The 15,429-nt window shown below is 61.2% G+C and carries 16 protein-coding genes and 2 pseudogenes; 15 read left to right on the top strand and 3 right to left on the bottom strand.

Annotated features, from left to right (window positions below):
* Nucleotides 1–213 precede the first annotated feature (213 nt).
* From PQQ86_RS38845 to PQQ86_RS38855, 3 genes are all read left to right on the top strand, one after another.
* A complete protein-coding gene (locus tag PQQ86_RS38845) occupies nt 214–828 on the top strand; it encodes an SRPBCC family protein (RefSeq protein WP_408279571.1) in 615 nt (204 codons plus the stop codon).
* Nucleotides 829–1,037: 209 nt separating this feature from the next.
* Nucleotides 1,038–2,114, top strand: coding sequence for a porin (locus PQQ86_RS38850; RefSeq protein ID WP_408279572.1), 1,077 nt, complete (start codon nt 1,038–1,040; stop codon nt 2,112–2,114).
* Nucleotides 2,115–2,219: 105 nt separating this feature from the next.
* Entirely contained in the window at nt 2,220–3,761 is a 1,542-nt protein-coding gene (locus PQQ86_RS38855) for a methyl-accepting chemotaxis protein (RefSeq protein WP_408279573.1), read from the top strand.
* Nucleotides 3,762–3,924: 163 nt separating this feature from the next.
* Here PQQ86_RS38855 and PQQ86_RS38860 read toward each other — a convergent pair whose 3' ends face one another.
* Nucleotides 3,925–4,656 (bottom strand): IS6 family transposase, encoded by a 732-nt coding sequence (locus PQQ86_RS38860; protein ID WP_408279574.1) that lies wholly within the window; start codon nt 4,654–4,656, stop codon nt 3,925–3,927.
* 44 nt (nt 4,657–4,700) lie between these two features.
* On the opposite strand from PQQ86_RS38860, the pseudogene PQQ86_RS38865 reads away from it, so the two are divergent.
* From PQQ86_RS38865 to PQQ86_RS38875, 3 genes and pseudogenes are all read left to right on the top strand, one after another.
* Nucleotides 4,701–5,426 (top strand): annotated as a pseudogene (locus PQQ86_RS38865) (MFS transporter); the annotation flags it as partial.
* Between the two features lie 55 nt (nt 5,427–5,481).
* Entirely contained in the window at nt 5,482–6,183 is a 702-nt protein-coding gene (locus tag PQQ86_RS38870) for a sterol desaturase family protein (RefSeq protein ID WP_408267042.1), read from the top strand.
* 169 nt (nt 6,184–6,352) lie between these two features.
* Nucleotides 6,353–6,477 (top strand): annotated as a pseudogene (locus PQQ86_RS38875) (IS6 family transposase); the annotation flags it as partial.
* Nucleotides 6,478–7,011: 534 nt separating this feature from the next.
* Here the strand turns inward: PQQ86_RS38875 and PQQ86_RS38880 are convergent.
* Nucleotides 7,012–7,395: a hypothetical protein gene (locus tag PQQ86_RS38880; protein ID WP_408279737.1), complete on the bottom strand. Its 384-nt coding sequence runs from the start codon at nt 7,393–7,395 to the stop codon at nt 7,012–7,014.
* 258 nt (nt 7,396–7,653) lie between these two features.
* On the opposite strand from PQQ86_RS38880, the gene PQQ86_RS38885 reads away from it, so the two are divergent.
* The 5 genes from PQQ86_RS38885 to PQQ86_RS38905 all read left to right on the top strand — a co-directional run bounded on the left by PQQ86_RS38885 (nt 7,654) and on the right by PQQ86_RS38905 (nt 10,243).
* The gene (locus tag PQQ86_RS38885; protein ID WP_408279575.1) at nt 7,654–8,094 is read left to right on the top strand and encodes an Hsp20/alpha crystallin family protein; all 441 of its coding nucleotides are present in this window, start codon (nt 7,654–7,656) and stop codon (nt 8,092–8,094) included.
* 15 nt (nt 8,095–8,109) lie between these two features.
* A complete protein-coding gene (locus tag PQQ86_RS38890) occupies nt 8,110–8,523 on the top strand; it encodes an Hsp20/alpha crystallin family protein (RefSeq protein ID WP_408279576.1) in 414 nt (137 codons plus the stop codon).
* 80 nt (nt 8,524–8,603) lie between these two features.
* Nucleotides 8,604–8,885: a hypothetical protein gene (locus PQQ86_RS38895; protein WP_408279577.1), complete on the top strand. Its 282-nt coding sequence runs from the start codon at nt 8,604–8,606 to the stop codon at nt 8,883–8,885.
* A 72-nt stretch (nt 8,886–8,957) separates the two neighbouring features.
* A complete protein-coding gene (locus tag PQQ86_RS38900) occupies nt 8,958–9,524 on the top strand; it encodes an Hsp20/alpha crystallin family protein (RefSeq protein ID WP_408279578.1) in 567 nt (188 codons plus the stop codon).
* 239 nt (nt 9,525–9,763) lie between these two features.
* The gene (locus PQQ86_RS38905) at nt 9,764–10,243 is read left to right on the top strand and encodes a phosphate-starvation-inducible PsiE family protein (RefSeq protein ID WP_459252437.1); all 480 of its coding nucleotides are present in this window, start codon (nt 9,764–9,766) and stop codon (nt 10,241–10,243) included.
* A gap of 419 nt (nt 10,244–10,662) precedes the next feature.
* On the opposite strand, the gene PQQ86_RS38910 is transcribed toward PQQ86_RS38905, so the two are convergent.
* A complete protein-coding gene (locus tag PQQ86_RS38910; RefSeq protein WP_408279579.1) occupies nt 10,663–11,493 on the bottom strand; it encodes an IclR family transcriptional regulator domain-containing protein in 831 nt (276 codons plus the stop codon).
* A gap of 130 nt (nt 11,494–11,623) precedes the next feature.
* Between PQQ86_RS38910 and PQQ86_RS38915 the strand changes: the two genes are divergently transcribed.
* From PQQ86_RS38915 to PQQ86_RS38930, 4 genes are read left to right on the top strand one after another with little or no spacing between them, the layout of a single operon-like run.
* The gene (locus tag PQQ86_RS38915) at nt 11,624–12,898 is read left to right on the top strand and encodes an aromatic ring-hydroxylating dioxygenase subunit alpha (protein ID WP_408279580.1); all 1,275 of its coding nucleotides are present in this window, start codon (nt 11,624–11,626) and stop codon (nt 12,896–12,898) included.
* 3 nt (nt 12,899–12,901) lie between these two features.
* Nucleotides 12,902–13,372: an aromatic-ring-hydroxylating dioxygenase subunit beta gene (locus PQQ86_RS38920; RefSeq protein ID WP_408279581.1), complete on the top strand. Its 471-nt coding sequence runs from the start codon at nt 12,902–12,904 to the stop codon at nt 13,370–13,372.
* Nucleotides 13,369–14,400 carry a PdxA family dehydrogenase gene (locus PQQ86_RS38925; RefSeq protein ID WP_408279582.1) on the top strand — a complete coding sequence of 344 codons (1,032 nt, stop codon included), beginning with the start codon at nt 13,369–13,371 and terminating at the stop codon, nt 14,398–14,400. The genes PQQ86_RS38920 and PQQ86_RS38925 overlap by 4 nt, the downstream gene beginning before the upstream one ends.
* 30 nt (nt 14,401–14,430) lie before the next feature.
* A complete protein-coding gene (locus tag PQQ86_RS38930) occupies nt 14,431–15,426 on the top strand; it encodes a 2Fe-2S iron-sulfur cluster-binding protein (protein WP_408279583.1) in 996 nt (331 codons plus the stop codon).
* Nucleotides 15,427–15,429 lie beyond the last annotated feature (3 nt).

Consider the following 15,429-nt stretch of genomic DNA (forward strand, 5'->3'; position numbering starts at 1 on the left):
TTTTCCGGTGCGTCATTGTTCCGCATCGATGCGTGGCGAGCACGAACGCAGCCAACCAGCCGTCTCGACGACGCTCCTGGCTTCCCGAACGCAGTATGGAAGTACAGGACGCGGTCCGGGCGAGATGGCACCCAACTCACGGCTCAACCGTAGCGCTGATGTCGCCCCTGGCGAGCAAGCCGCGCGCGTTGTCCGTAGCAAAAGGAGACCAGCATGGAATTGACGGGCGAACAAATCTTGCAGTTGCCGCGTGAACGCGTATGGGAAGCGCTGAACGATCCAGAAATACTGCGCGTCTGCGTGCCGGGATGCGAGTCGCTGGAGCGTGTCGAAGATAACCACTACAAGGTGGTGATGGCGGCGGCGGTCGGCCCCGTGAAGGCGCGTTTCAACGGCAAACTGACGTTGACGGATCTGCAGGCTCCCGAGTCGTATTCGCTGACTTTCGAAGGTTCCGGCGGCGCGGCGGGGTTTGGCAAGGGAGGCGCGCATGTGAATCTTCAGGCCGAGGGCGACGGTACGCGGCTAGTTTATCGTGCACACGCTCAGGTGGGCGGCCGGCTCGCGCAGGTAGGGGCGCGTTTGATTGATGGCGTCGCGAGAAAGATGGCCGAAGACTTCTTCCGTCATTTCACCGCGGCGATCACGGGACCGGCTGAGGCGCAACCGGACTCGGCGTCAATGCACCCGCCCGTCGAGACGCGGCCGCACACGGCGCCGGCGCGGCAGGCCGTTGCAAAGGGGACGACGAGCGGTGGCCGCATATGGCTTGTTGCAATCGGGCTGGTCGTAGTGATCGCCGCCTTCGCGGCCTACCGGATGCATTGACCGGCCGGATTGCGGAAGTTGCGGTGTCTTGCGAAGCGTTTCGAGACCTTCCAGCGCCGCGCAATAAGTAAATCATCAACCTGCAGACGGGCGACAGATTAAATAAATTAGGTAACCGAAATAAAAGGAATGTCTCATCTGTCCTTGCACACGAACATGCCAACACGCCGACACGCAATCCGAATCTAAATAACGAGGAGACCAACCAAATGAGAAAAGCGCTGCTGGCACTTCTGCTTGCGACTTTGACTACCGGAGCCCACGCGCAAAGCAGCGTCACGCTATACGGAAGCATTGACGAAGGCATCACCTACAACTCGAACGCAAAAGGCAGTGGAACCGCGACGGTGGGGCCGGTTGCTGTGCCTGACTTCTATGGCTTTCGCGGGACGGAAGACCTCGGCAATCAGTTGAGTGCCGTCTTTGCCCTGCAAAATGGCTTTAAATCCAACACTGGTCAGGGGACGATTGCCAGCAATGCATTCAGCCAGTTCGCGTGGGTCGGGCTATCAAGTCCTCATTACGGGACGCTCACGCTCGGTCGCCAACTTGATCTGGCGACCGATGCGCTGCGGGTCAATTCGAACGGGAGTGTGCAATACAGTTTTTATCTCTTTCACCCCGCCAATCTCGACAATCTGGGCATCACCGGTGATTCGATCAACAACTCGGTGAAATACACGACGCCGACGATTGACGGGTTCAACGCGAGCGGCATTTACGGCTTCGACGATTCGAGTACACAGCCCGGCAGGGTCTACAGTGCGGACCTTGTCTATTCCAGGGGGCCGTTCCGCGTGTCCGCGGTGTATAGCAGTTGGCGAAACCATGTGATCAATCTCGTCTCTGGTCTGGGCGAAACGAGTTTCCTTGGCGAATCACTTGCCAACGGTGCACTCTTTACCGCGCAGCGTCAGGACATCGCGGGTCTTTCTGCGTTATACAAGGCGACGGACAAGCTCCAGGTTCATGGCGTGCTCACGCAGGTGAACCTCGCGACCGCGGCCGACTCCGTGCGAATGCGCACGGTCGAACTGGGTGCTGACTACAACACCAACTTCGCGAATACCGTGACGATGGGCGGATATGTATCGTGGCTCGGGGAAACACGGTATGACGAAGTGGGCGTAGGAGACGTGTATTCGCTTTCCAATCGCACAATCATCTACGCCCAGGTCACGTATCAGCGTGCGGACGGCGCGGGCAATGCAGCGATGCCACTTCTGGCGGCCGCAAGCGGGCCGAACCAGACTGCGTTTCGCGTGGGTGTGCACCATTTCTTTTGAGCCTATCGGCTTGCGCCAGCTTGCATGGTGCGTGCTGGCGCACCTGTTTGGCGACGACGACATCGAATCCAATCACCGCCCGCCAGATAAGTCACAGGAGCAAGTATGCTGAACAAGGGCATCACGATAAAAGCACGGATCGGCCTGACAATGGCGTTTCTCGCAGCGCTGCTGGTGGTCACCAGTGTTCTCGGTCTGCTCGGCATGAGTCGCTCGAACGCCGCCTATAACGAGACGTTGACCACTCAGATGCCAAGCGCTGTCGCCATCGCCAACGCCGAGATTTTCGCGGCGCACGAACGTTTCGCGCTCGATCAGGGAGCCATCCTAAGCGGGACCCCAGACGTGGCCGCCGTGCTCGAACGGGCACGCGCGATGCGCGTCAGGTCGGACATGTGGTGGAAGGAGTATCTCGATCTTCCGCGCAGCGCGGACGAAGATCGGCTCGCGCAGGACGTCGTGGGCAAACGCGATGCGTTGCATCGGTCGATGGATGCGTTCGCGTCCAGCGTCTTGGCGAACGACAAACCGAAGCTCGGAGACGGCGTGAGACAGGTGCAAGCCGCCTATAGCGATATGACGGCGGCCGACGACGGGCTTCGCAAGTTTCAGTTTACCGGGGCCCACGAGGGGTACCGCGCGGCGCAAAGCGCTTTCGGAGCATTCCGTTTCGTAAGCTTCGGTGAGCTCGTGCTGGGACTGGCAGCGGCGCTGTTCTCGTATGTGACGCTGCGCCGGGCGATTACCCAACCGCTGGCCGAAGCGCTTGAGCATTTTGACGCGATCGCGGCGGGTGATCTGCGCCGCCCCGTTGAGGTGCGCTCGCGTGACGAAATGGGTCTCCTGCTCTCGGGTATCGCAAAGATGCAGCGTAGCCTGACCGAAACGGTGCGCTCCGTGCGCGTCGGCAGCGAATCGATCGCGACAGCCACGCGCCAGATCGCCGCGGGTAACCTCGACCTGTCGTCCCGCACGGAAGAGCAGGCGTCGGCCTTGCAGGAAACCGCATCGAGCATGGAACAGTTGACCGGCACCGTGAAGCACAACGCCGAAGGCGCTCGCCAGGCAAGTTCGCTGGCCGCCAATGCGTCGGAGATCGCTAACCGCGGCAACGCGGTGGTCGGGCAGGTGGTCGGGACGATGGGTGACATCAATCAGAGTTCCGCGAAGATCGCCGACATCATTACTATCATCGAGGGGATTGCCTTCCAGACCAACATTCTGGCGCTCAATGCCGCGGTCGAAGCGGCCCGCGCCGGCGAAGAGGGCCGCGGCTTCGCGGTGGTGGCGGCAGAGGTGCGCAGTCTCGCGCAGCGCTCGTCGGCGGCGGCCAAGGAAATCAAGGTATTGATCGATACCTCGGTGGAGCGAGTGCAGTCCGGCTCGGCGCTGGTTGACCAGGCGGGCCGCACGATGACGGAGATCATTAGTGCGGTGCAGCGCGTCAGCGGCATCATGGGCGAGATTGCGGCAGCCTCCGAGGAGCAGAGCAACGATATCGACCAGGTGGCGCGCGCGGTCTCGCAGATGGACGAAGTGACGCAGCAGAACGCGGCGCTGGTGGAAGAGGCGGCTGCAGCGGCTCAATCGCTCGAAGACCAGGGCGGCAAGCTGCGCACCGCCGTGGCGGTGTTCCAGCTCGAATAAGGCGCCCTCAACATGCCGCAGGAGGGGCAATCACCGGCGTGCTTCGTATCCATGGCCGGCCAGACGCGGATCGCATTTGGCCCGGGTGCGGACTTGCCTGCCAATGGCTCTGTCAAGTTGGCGGTCGCAGGCTACTTGTCTACGTCAAGAGTAGTTATCCTTATCAGATAACTTTCTCGACTGTACCAGTAACGGTCCAACCATGCCATGCGGCGAAGCGTTCCCGGAGTACGGCACGATGGCGTGCCGCGTTCATCTGATGCCTGGGCAACGCGAAGTGCTGCCGGATCGGGCCAAAACTTGAGAGAAACGCTTGCGTGCGACGCGCATCGCGAAAGCCGCACATCTGGCGTTCGCGCCTGCGGGTCGGCTGGTGGCTGTTCTCGGCACGGTTGTTCACACGTGCAGCCGCCTTGACGAAAACGTGCTTCACATGAGCGAGCTCGGGAATGTCAGCCTTCGCCGCCGGATAGCTGCGCAGCTGGTCGGTAACGATCTTGCGCGGCACCGGGTTTGAACGCAGCACTCTTCGGAAGAAGCGCTTTGCCGCAGCCTTGTCGCGCTGCTTTTGCACCAGCACGTCGAGTTCGGCACCATGTTCGCCGACCGCTCGCCACAACAGATACGGCTCGCCGCGCAGCGTCACGAACATCTCGTCCAGATGCCATGTGCTGCCCGGCTTGCGCCGCGCCGCTTTGGCGCAATGGGCGAATCCAGCTCCGAATTTGTCGCACCAGCAACGGATCGTTTCGTATGTGACCACGACACCACGCTCGAGCAACAACTCCTCGATGTCGCGCAGGCTCAGGCTGAACCGGAAATACCAGCGAACCGCGCAGCTGATGACGACGGCAGGGAAGCGATGACCGTGATAAAGAGATTTCGTTTTCTTCATCACTTCATTCTACCGCCGCCTCATCATCAACCTGACAGAGCCGTCTGGAAGAGTCGCCGCTGTGGAAGAAGCTGGCCGCCGAGAAGGCCGCCAAGGCCGCAATGCAGAACACGGCCGCACCGGTCGAGGTCGTACGCTCGCCGATCCGCACGCTGTTTTCACGCGACTATCGCTCGATTCTGTTAGTCAATCTGCTGCTGACGATCGGCGGCGGTAGCGGCTATTACCTCACGTCCGGCTACCTGCCGACCTTCCTCAAGGTGGTGAGTCACGCACCGAACGGCGCCGCGGCCGCGATTCTGATGATCTCCAGCGTCGCGGTGGTCATCGCGTCCATCGCGGCGGGACATCTGAGCACCTTCATCGGACGCAAAAGCGCGTTCGTCTGGATCGGCCTGATTCGCCTGATCGCGCTGCCTGCGCTATTCCTGCTGCTGCCCACAGCGCAAAGCATCACGATGGTCGGCGTCTACGCGGTGATTCTGAGCGCGCTCGGCAGCGCCGGCTACGCGTCGATTCTGATCTTCCTGAACGAACGCTTTCCGACCGCGATTCGCGCCACTGGCACGGGGCTGTCATGGAACATCGGGTTCGCGATCGGCGGGATGATGCCGACCGCCGTCTCGCTGGTGGCAAAAGACGCCAGCCAGTTGCCGATGACGCTTGCGATCTTCGCCGGGGCGATCAGCGTAATTTTCCTGGTCGGGGCGTTCATCGTGCCGGAGACCCGCGGCAAGCTCGATAACGGCACAGCTTGCGAGACCGCCTAGTGCATTCCAGCGGGCGCAAAAGCGCGCCCGCATCGCTCAGATACAGGAGACATATATGAAATACGACGAGGACGTTCGCGCGCGTTCATACCAGTTTCGCGACGATTATGTGGCGGCCACGCCACCCTGGTATCGCGGTGAAATGCACCTTGGCTTCACGCTGCTTTTCACGGGTGGAGTGATCGCGTATTGTTTCACGCGGCTTCATGCTCCCACGCTTGCCGAATGGCTGGCGGTCATTCCGCTCTTTCTGTTCGGCAACTGGGCGGAGTGGGCCGCGCATCGCTACGTGCTGCATCGCCCGACGAAGTACTTCAGCATGATTTACAAGCGGCACTGCGCGGTCCATCACAGGTTCTTCACGCACGTCACGCTCGAATACAAGGGCCAGCGGCACTGGCGCGCCTTATTGTTTCCGCCGTTTGCGCCGGTCGCGTTTGTGCTGGCCGCAGTGCCGTTCGCACTCTTCATTGGTTATGTGTTTTCGCGCAACGCAGGATATATCGCGCTGCTCACGATGGCGGCGTACTACCTGATGTACGAGGGGCTGCACACACTGTCGCACGTCACCGACAGCCCGTTGCTCGACCGCGTTCCGTTCGTCAATACCGTGCGGCGCTTGCACGTCACGCACCACGATCCCGAACTGATGGCGACGCAAAACTTCAACCTGACGTTTCCCATCTGCGACACGCTGTTCGGCACGCGCAGGGATGCGCCGCGCACCGCACGCGAGCCGCTGGCGCGTCGTCCATAAGGAGCTTCAGTGGCTTTTTCGCAATAAGGGACCTGCTATGCTGAAGCCCCGGGAACGAACGATCTGATCGATGAAGCAGAACCTGAATCCGGTTGTGGCGAAGGCGCTCAAGCGTTTGCACTATCCGCGGCATTGTCACGTTGGTGGGCTGAGCGCATAAGATGTGTCGATGGAAAAGACGAAATCACACTACCACGGCCATCGCTTTCCGCAGTCGCCATCAATTGCGCTGTTCGGTGGTACTTCAGGTTCCAGTTAAGCCTGCGCGAAATCGAAGAGCTGCCGTTCGAACGTCGGCCTGAAAGCGCAGGCCAACGTGCGCTATTTATTCCGCTCCTTCGCGCCCAGCATGCCGGGCTGCCCCTTGCTGAGCCATTGCTCGCCTCGCCAACATGCCCAAAGTGTGCATCGCCTTTTCAACGTCCGGGGTCCACGGACGGCCATAGTTAAGCCGGATGTGACGGCGAAATTCGCAGCTGCATGAAAAGATTGCACCGGGTGCTATCGCAATTTCGTGCGCTTTCGCCATCTCGAACAACTGCACTGCCTCGACTCCTTCTGGAAGTTCCACCCATAGAAAGAATCCGCCCGGCGGCCGGACCTCAGGTCACTCATGGTCGTATCCTCCTTCAAGACGCTGAAAAGAGGCGAACGGGCGTACGCGCTCCAGTTCGCCTGCCAAGCCTCGGGCAAACAAATCGAAACGCGCAGCGCGCTAACGCGACTGCCTGAGCGAAACCCAGAATAGGAACGCCCCCGCGAAATTTCAAGGGGGTGCGCCGGATGGTCGCAGGAGCGCGAAGGCCGTCGGGACGCCGCGAGTTTCGCTCACTGAATCGGCGGCACCGAGCCGAGTTTTTGTGCGAGCAGGCGTTCATAGACACCAAAATTCAGCTCGACCTCGTCCTGCGCAACCGTGTTCACCATCAGCGTCAGCTGCTCGGGCAGCAAGCCGAGCACGGTAGCCAGCGCCACCTCTAACTGTGCGGCGCAAAGGCGGTCTTCCGCCACGATGGTGCCGACGACGTCATACGCGTTGTCCTGATCCCGAAACACGACTTCCACGAGCCGCGCACGCGCGCTCATGTTGTTTTCAATCGCGAGACGCGCCACGTCGGCGACCGTGCGCAACGTCTCCGTCGGAAAACCTCGCGTCGAGCGCAGCCTGACCCGGTGTTTGCCCAGCGTCAGCCATTCCACGTCGAAATCGATACTCGCCTCCTTGTGAAAAAACGCAATGCGCCGAGAATAGGGGCGACAGAGCGGATTTCAAGGATCGCGCGACGTGACCCTGCGACGATCCAGCACATTCCCTTGAAATTTTGCGCGGGCGTTCCTATTCTGGATCTCGCTCAGGCAGTCGCGTTATCGCGCTGCGTGTTTCGATTTGTTTGTCAGAGGCTTGGCAGGCGAACTGGAGCGCGTACGCCCGTTCGCCTTCCTTTCGTGTTTGAAAAGGAGGATACGACCATGAGTGATCTCTACTTCGGGAGCGACCTCTTCAGCGAGTTCAACCGCTTGCAGCGGCAGATCGATGAACTCTTCGGAGGCTTCCCGTCCAGCATCCGCTCCGTCAGGCGCGGTGCGTTCCCGCAAGTCAACCTCGGCGTCACCGACGACACCATCGAGATCGTCGCATTCGCGCCCGGCATGAAGCCGGACGAACTCGATGTTTCGATCGACAAGGGCCTGTTGACGATCAGCGGCGAGCGCAAGTCAGCAACGCCCGACGGCGACAGCGACCGGAAGGTCTACGCCGGGGAGCGCTTCGCCGGCACCTTCAGGCGGCTCATCGAACTACCGCAGAACGCTAACCCTGACAAGGTGCAGGCGCGTTATGTGGACGGCTGTCTGTGCGTGACGGTGAGCAAGCACGAGTCGTCGAAGCCGCGGTCGATTACGGTCCAATGATTTGAGGAGAGAGCCATGAGCGATACCACTCAAGTTATCGAACGCGAACAGCAAACCAGTGTGACGCCGGGCACGCAGCCGAAGTCCGTGGAACGCAGGGCAACCATCGTGCCGGCCGTCGATGTCTTCGAGGACCAAACGGGCATCACGGTTGCGGCCGATCTACCCGGCGTTTCGAAGGACCGACTCGATGTGAAGGTGCAGGACGGCAACCTCGTGATCGAGGCCGAGGCACGCGTGCCTACACCCGACGGCTTGCGGCTGCGGCATGCCGAAATGCCGGCGCCCAGCTACTTCCGGGCCTTCACGCTGAGTCCGGACTTCGACACGGCAAAGATCGAAGCGAACCTGCAGGACGGCGTGCTGAAGCTGCGCATTCCGCGCAGCGAAAAGGCTCAGCCTCGTCGCATCGAGGTCAGGGTCGGGTAACCCGGAGCACACCATTACGACAATGAGGAAACCTGGTGGCGCGCCGCTGGGCGCCACCATTGCATTTCTGGGAGTTTGCAATGGAAAGCGTCACACAAGAGTCCTGGAAAGGGCATCAGATCAACATCCGTACCGTGCCGGTTCGATACATTCACACGCCGGCATCCGCCCCTGACGGCTATGTGGCGATCGTGCAGATCTGCATGAACGGCGACGTGCTGGCCGACTGGCACCTGCCGCGTTACGGCGAACGGTGGCGCAGTCAGCAGGAAGCTGAGCGCGAAGCGATGCAATACGCCGTTCAACTGATCAATCGCGGTGTATGGGGTGAATCGGTGCAAGCGTTGGGTTTGGCCGTGTAGCACGTTTGAGCGAGGTCGGACTTTTCCACGTGCACCGTACGTCAATCATCTTGCAATTTGTAGGAGGATGAAATGAACACTGATCTAGGCAAATGGAAGCCGTTCAAATTCCTGCGCAAAACGCAAACCGAAAAAAACGGCGAGCAATCGTCGCCCAGTGCACCAACGTCGAAGCACTGGCTGGCCGAGTGGCCCGATGTGTCCCGGCTCTTCTCATCGGACCCGTGGCGGGTGATGGGCGAGTTGCTGCACGATCCGTTCGCAGGCGTCGGTGGTCTTGACCGATGGTTCGGCGACTTCAGTTCGTCGCGGTTCCAGCCACGCATCGATGTCGTCGACGACGGCGACGCGCTGCGCATCACCGCTGAGTTGCCGGGCATGGATCGCGAGAACTTGCAGACGTCCATCGAAGACGGCGTCCTCGTTCTGCGTGGCGAGAAGAAGCAGGACACGAGGAGCGAGGAAAACGGCTGCTACCGGCTGGAACGGTCATACGGCTCATTCACTCGCACGATTCCGCTGCCCGAAGGGGTCGACGTCGACAAGGTGGATGCGAAGTTTGACAAGGGCGTCCTGACGCTTCGTTTGCCGAAAACGGCTTCCGCGCGCTCCGCGGTCAGGAAGATCGAGATCAAGTAAGTTCTTCGGCGTGTACGGTCGATCGGTAGCGTGCCCGGGTGGCGTGGCAATCATTCGCCACGCCACCCGGCGGCACTGCGGGACCGACACCGCTAACGGCGCGCATACGACACGCTCAAAAGAGGTTCGCAAACACGCTTCAACGAGGAAGAAAACCTTGACCCACACAGGTATAGCTGGAAATGACCCGCCTACGACAGCAACCATGAACAACCTGGAAGTTCACCATGAATGAGAACATGAATGTGGCCAGCAGAGTGATGAACGCACTGCGGTTGGAGCCGCGCGTCCTTGGCTTTTACGAGCGCTTCGAACAGGCAGTCGCGCATATCCTGAGCGGCGTCATTTCCGTAATCATCGCCATATCACTGTGGCAACTCATCCGCGCGGTAGTCGTATTGCTCGTGTGGGAAGCGCTGAACCCGCTGGATCATGCTGTGTTCCAGACGGTCTTCGGCATGATCATGACGTTGCTGATTGCAATGGAGTTCAAGCACTCCATCATTCGCGTGATGCTTCGACGCGACCATATCGTGCAGGTGAAAACGGTCGTACTGATCGCTTTGCTCGCGATCGCGCGCAAATTCATCATTCTTGATCCGAACACTGATCCTTCCCGGATTGGCGCGCTGGCCGTCGCACTTCTGGCACTGGGTGGGGTCTATTGGCTCATGCGTCAGCGCGATGATCAGGTTGAAGCGGAGGGATTCCCGGAGTGACATTGACTGTCGGCGCTCTCACCGCGAGACGGTGGCCAGACTCGATCGAAAGAGCTGCGGGCCGGGCGGGGGTGGCCCTGCCGCCTGCCATAAGTGGACACCCACGCCGCGGCGCCGGTCGACCTTTACCCGCGTCCGCGGGCGTGTGGCAAGACCAGGATGCGGCGAATCAGCGCGTAACGGCCGACTGTCTGATGTGAGCGCGAAGGCGGCCCGTCGCACAATTTATCCGACCGTCTCTCACGGTCGACTTCGGTGCTTTGCTTTTTTCCTGCGCAGGCATTCGACACGCAGCAATCAGATCCGACGCTGAACGACCGCCTTGGCACAGTTGAGACATTCACGGACGACCATTGAAATCTCGCAATGCTGAACTGCTTCTGAGCAGTAAAACGGACCATGGCCTCGACGCTCCTCGCTTAAAGCGCGCGCTCCAGGCGCGCCGCAACGGCTCTCAAAACAGGAAGAAACTTCTCCTTCAGGGTTGCCACGTCGACGCGTCCCGAAAACACGCTCGCGCTAACTGCGGCCTCGATCCCGCCGCTGCGGTTTCTAACCGGCACGGCCATAGCCGACATACCGATCTCGAGTTCCTCGTTGCTTATTGCGTAGCCGTCTTCCGCTGCGCGCTTCACGGCCCGCAACACGGCTTGGCTGTTCGCGAGCGTGCGATCGGTCAACCGTTTCATCGGCACACTGGCGAGGTGCCGGCGGATTTCCTCTTCCGTCAGACCGGACAGCAGAACGCGTCCGGTCGCCGAGCAATAGGCCGGCAATCTTCCGCCTAGCTTCACCCCCGTCGAGACGATTCTGACCGCTTCCGCGCGCGCGATGAACACCGAGTAACCCTCGTCCATGACCGCCAGCGATACCGATTCCTGCAACTCGTCGCGTGCATTCGCGAGTAGCGGTTGCGCGATCTGCGTCAGCGACGACGTGCTGAGGTACGCACTGCCCAGCCTCAGCATGCGCGGCAGCGGCGTAAAAAATTTACCGTCATGCGCCAGATAGCCGAGATCGACGAGTGTGAGCAGGCACCGGCGCGCCGTGGGCCTGCTCAGATCCGCAAGATGGGCGGCATCCGAGACGGTCATGCGGGTGGTTGACGCTCCGAACGCCTCGATGATCGCCAGCCCCTTGGCAAGGCCCGCCATGCCTTCCTTCGCTCGCACCTTGCCGCTTGACTCGATGTCTTCTTCGGGCGACGACTCGCCCTCCTGCCCGTTGACAGGTTCGTTGACGGATGTCATATTAAATCGAATATCGAATAATGTACGATATTCGAACACATTAAATCGAGGCTGTCAACTTTCACCGGACCGTCTTTAACGAAGACCGGCACCATTAAACGGAGCCCTTGCAATACATGGAGCGAGCAACTTGAACATCATCCCCATCAAGCCGGCACGGCGCGCCAGCATCATTTGGCCGCCCGAAGGCCTCACGCGCGTTCCCTACACGTTGTTCCAGGATGAAGACGTGTACGCAGACGAGCAGGACGCGATTTTCCGCGGCCCGAACTGGAGCTACCTGTGTCTCGAAGCGGAGTTGGTGAATCCGGGTGACTTCCGCAGTACTTTCGTCGGCGATTCGCCTGTTGTCGTAACGCGTGACACCGACGGCGAACTGTATGCGTTCGAGAACCGGTGCGCGCATCGCGGCGCGATGGTGTGCCTTGAAGATCAGGGCAACGCCAAAGATTTCAGCTGCGTTTATCACGCGTGGACATACAACCTGCAAGGCGATCTGCTGGGTGTCGCGTTCAAGGACGGCATCAACGGCAAGGGCGGCATGAAGCCCGACTTCTGCGAGGGCGACCACGGCCTGCGCAAGCTGCGCGTTGCGACGCTGCATGGCCTCGTGTTCGGCAGCTTTTCCGACGACGTTGCGCCGCTCGATGAATATCTCGGTGAGGAAATCGTCGAGCGCATCGCGCGTGTGCTCGAAAACCGCACGCCGGTCGTGCTCGGTCGTTTCACGCAGATGCTGCCGAACAACTGGAAGCTTTACTTCGAGAACGTCAAGGACTCGTATCACGCGAGCATCCTGCATCTGTTTTTCACGACGTTCCAGCTGAACCGGCTGTCGCAGCGCGGCGGCATCATCGTCGACCCCAGCGGCGGGCATCACGTCAGCTACTCGGCCGTCGATCATGCCGCGGAGGCTGCGGCGCAAGCAAAAGCCGTCAGCGATTACTCGGAGCAGAAGATCCGCTCCGAAAGCGAACACCACCTCGAGGACACCTCGGTGCTGGCAGGCACGGACGAATTCGGCGACGGCGTCACGCTGCAGATTCTTTCGGTGTTTCCCGGTTTTGTGCTTCAGCAGATCCAGAACGCGATCGCGGTGCGCCAGATTCTGCCGCGCGGTACGCAGCAGACCGAACTGAACTGGACCTACCTCGGCTTCGAAAACGACACCCCGGAATTGCGCGAAATGCGCCTGCGCCAGTCGAATCTGGTGGGGCCGGCAGGCTACGTGTCGATGGAAGACGGATGCGTCGGGGGTTTCGTGCAACGCGGCATCGACGGCGCGAGCGAGAGCCGCTCGGTGCTCGAAATGGGCGGCGATAGCGCCGAAAGCAGCGAGAGCCGCGTGACGGAAGCGTCGATTCGCGGCTTCTGGAAGGCCTACCGCAACGCAATGGGGTATTGAAAAATGGCGCAAGACATCCAGCAACTGATTGCCCGCGCGCAGGCCGAATACGCGCGCTGCATCGACGACGGCGATCTCGCGCAATGGCCTGACTTCTTTACCGAGGCATGCGTATACAAGGTCACCACCGCCGACAATTACAAACGTGGCCTCGCGGGCAGCATGATCTATGCGGCCTCCCGCGGCATGCTGATCGACCGCGTTGCTTCGCTGCGCGACGCCAACATCTACGAGCGCCACAGTTATCGGCATCTCCTCGGGCAACCTTACGTCGTAAGCGCGAACGAGCAGGAAGCGCACAGCGAAACCTCGTTCATGGTGGCTCGCATCATGCGTGACGGCACGACGAGCCTTTTTGCCACCGGCCGTTACTGCGATGTGTACGTGGTGGCAGAGGGCGGCGTGAAGCTGCGCGAACGGATCGTCGTGTGCGACAGCTCGCGTATCGACACACTGCTGGCGCTGCCGCTATGACGCACGCAGTGTCCCGCGCCATGAGAGTCGCGCTGGCGATCGGCGACCCCAACGGCATCGGCCCCGAAATCGCGGTCAAGGCAGCCGCCCAGCGCGCTCGAGAGATGGCCGCGACGTATCCGTCGTCAAGTGTCGTGCTGTTCGGCGATGCCTTCGTCATTCGCTGGTATGCGCAGCGCTGCTGTCCCGAACTCACGCTTCGGAAGGTATCAGCGGACGATTTGCCGACCGCCGAAGCCGGCGTGATCGACATGGTCGACGTCGCATCGCTGGCCGCTGCGGCGTTCGTGCCGGGCGAAGTCACCGCCGCGGCCGGCACCGCAACGCTCGCCTATGTCTGCGCTGCGCTTCGCGCGGCGCGGGCGGGCAGCGTTGACGCCGTGATCGCATGTCCGCATTCAGAGACGGCGATCAATGCGTCCGGTGTGCGCTTCGCGGGTTATCCGGGTTTCGTCGCCCGGGAAATGGGCATGCTGGCCGATGACGTGTACCTGCTGCTGATCGGCGGCGGCCTGCGCATCGTTCATGCGACCTTGCACGAAGGCATCGCATCGGCGCTCGCGCGGCTCGACCAGCGACACGTCGAACGCGCCGCGCGAGCCGCCGTGGAGGCGTTGCAATTGATGGGCGTCGAACGGCCAGTGGTCGGGCTAATGGGCATCAATCCGCATGCGGGCGAAGGTGGGCTGTTCGGACGGGAGGACATCGAGATCACCGAACCCGCCGCGCGGAAGTTGCGCGACGAAGGCATCGCCGTAGTCGGGCCCCAAGGCGCGGATCTGCTGCTGACGAATTCCGATGTCGACGTGTTCGTCGCGATGTATCACGACCAGGGGCACATTCCCGTCAAGCTACGCGCGGGCCGTCATTCCGCGGCGCTGTCGATCGGCGCGGGCGTGGTGTTCTCGAGCGTCGGACACGGCAGCGGTTTCGACATCGCTGGCACGTTGCGCGCCGATGCCGCGCCGCTGCTCAGCGCGATCCGTCTTGTGACGACCGGGACCGTGCTCTCCGCACGGGTCGACTGAAACATGTTAACCGATCACCGAGGTCAAATTTTGGATTACCGGATTTCCATCGCGGAAAGCGATGTCGCGTTCCGCTGCGAGGCGGGCGAAACCCTGCTCGACGCCGCCGAGCGCGCGGGTTACAGCGTGCCGTATTCGTGCCGTAAAGGCGTGTGCTCGACCTGCGAGGGCGGGGTGGTCGACGGCGCCGGCCGTTCGTCCGTGCAGGGCGATCTGCAAGGGCCCGCCGAGCGCGTCCTGCTGTGCTGCTTGCGGCCGTCCTCGGACATGACGATCGCGCCGCGCAAGATTGAAAAGCGCGAGCCGGTCGTACGCAAGACGCTCGACATGTCCGTGTATCGCGTCACGCAGCCCGCTGCCGACGTGAGTGTTGTGCAACTGCGCCTGCCCGCCGGTGTGCGCGCGAAGTTTCGCGCCGGCCAGTATCTGCAGGTCGAGCTCGAAGACGGCAGCCGCCGCAATTACTCGATGGCAAATCCACCTCACGAAAGCGACACGGTCCAGCTGCACGTGCGTCACGTGCCGGGCGGCAAGTTTTCCGACGGCATGCTGCGTGGGCTTGAGAAAGGGCACAAACTGCGCGTCGAACTGCCGTTCGGCGAATTCTCGCTACAGGACGACTCGACCAGCCCGGCGATCTTGCTGGCGACCGGAACGGGCTTCGCACCGGTCAAGTCGATCGTCGAGGACGCGATCAAACGCAAGCTCGACCGTCCTCTCTATTTGTATTGGGGCGCGCGCCGCCTCGAAGACCTGTACCTGGCCGAACTGGCGCAGAAGTGGCACACGCGCGGCATGCTGACGTTCGTTCCAGTGCTCTCCGAGCCGCACGATGGCTGGACTGGCCGCTGCGGCTTCGTGCACGAGACGGTGCTCGAAGACTTCGGCTCGCTCGCCGGATATCAGGCCTACGCCTGCGGCAACCCGGCCATGACGAGCGCCGCGCATGACACGTTCATTGAAGCGGGTCTGCCCGAGGATGATTTTTTTAGCGACGCTTTCGTTCACACGGATATCCGCTCTTAAAGA

It is taken from the genome of Paraburkholderia sediminicola (assembly GCF_046026675.1).
In the GTDB taxonomy this organism is placed as follows: domain Bacteria; phylum Pseudomonadota; class Gammaproteobacteria; order Burkholderiales; family Burkholderiaceae; genus Paraburkholderia; species Paraburkholderia sediminicola_F.

What these genes read in the sequence shown, in the direction of transcription:
- PQQ86_RS38845 (WP_408279571.1), top strand. Translation starts at nt 214, where the DNA reads ATGGAATTGACGGGCGAACAAATCTTGCAGTTGCCGCGTGAACGCGTA.
- PQQ86_RS38850 (WP_408279572.1), top strand. Translation starts at nt 1,038, where the DNA reads ATGAGAAAAGCGCTGCTGGCACTTCTGCTTGCGACTTTGACTACCGGA.
- PQQ86_RS38855 (WP_408279573.1), top strand. Translation starts at nt 2,220, where the DNA reads ATGCTGAACAAGGGCATCACGATAAAAGCACGGATCGGCCTGACAATG.
- PQQ86_RS38860 (WP_408279574.1), bottom strand. Translation starts at nt 4,656, where the DNA reads ATGAAGAAAACGAAATCTCTTTATCACGGTCATCGCTTCCCTGCCGTC.
- PQQ86_RS38870 (WP_408267042.1), top strand. Translation starts at nt 5,482, where the DNA reads ATGAAATACGACGAGGACGTTCGCGCGCGTTCATACCAGTTTCGCGAC.
- PQQ86_RS38885 (WP_408279575.1), top strand. Translation starts at nt 7,654, where the DNA reads ATGAGTGATCTCTACTTCGGGAGCGACCTCTTCAGCGAGTTCAACCGC.
- PQQ86_RS38890 (WP_408279576.1), top strand. Translation starts at nt 8,110, where the DNA reads ATGAGCGATACCACTCAAGTTATCGAACGCGAACAGCAAACCAGTGTG.
- PQQ86_RS38895 (WP_408279577.1), top strand. Translation starts at nt 8,604, where the DNA reads ATGGAAAGCGTCACACAAGAGTCCTGGAAAGGGCATCAGATCAACATC.
- PQQ86_RS38900 (WP_408279578.1), top strand. Translation starts at nt 8,958, where the DNA reads ATGAACACTGATCTAGGCAAATGGAAGCCGTTCAAATTCCTGCGCAAA.
- PQQ86_RS38905 (WP_459252437.1), top strand. Translation starts at nt 9,764, where the DNA reads ATGAATGTGGCCAGCAGAGTGATGAACGCACTGCGGTTGGAGCCGCGC.
- PQQ86_RS38910 (WP_408279579.1), bottom strand. Translation starts at nt 11,493, where the DNA reads ATGACATCCGTCAACGAACCTGTCAACGGGCAGGAGGGCGAGTCGTCG.
- PQQ86_RS38920 (WP_408279581.1), top strand. Translation starts at nt 12,902, where the DNA reads ATGGCGCAAGACATCCAGCAACTGATTGCCCGCGCGCAGGCCGAATAC.
- PQQ86_RS38925 (WP_408279582.1), top strand. Translation starts at nt 13,369, where the DNA reads ATGACGCACGCAGTGTCCCGCGCCATGAGAGTCGCGCTGGCGATCGGC.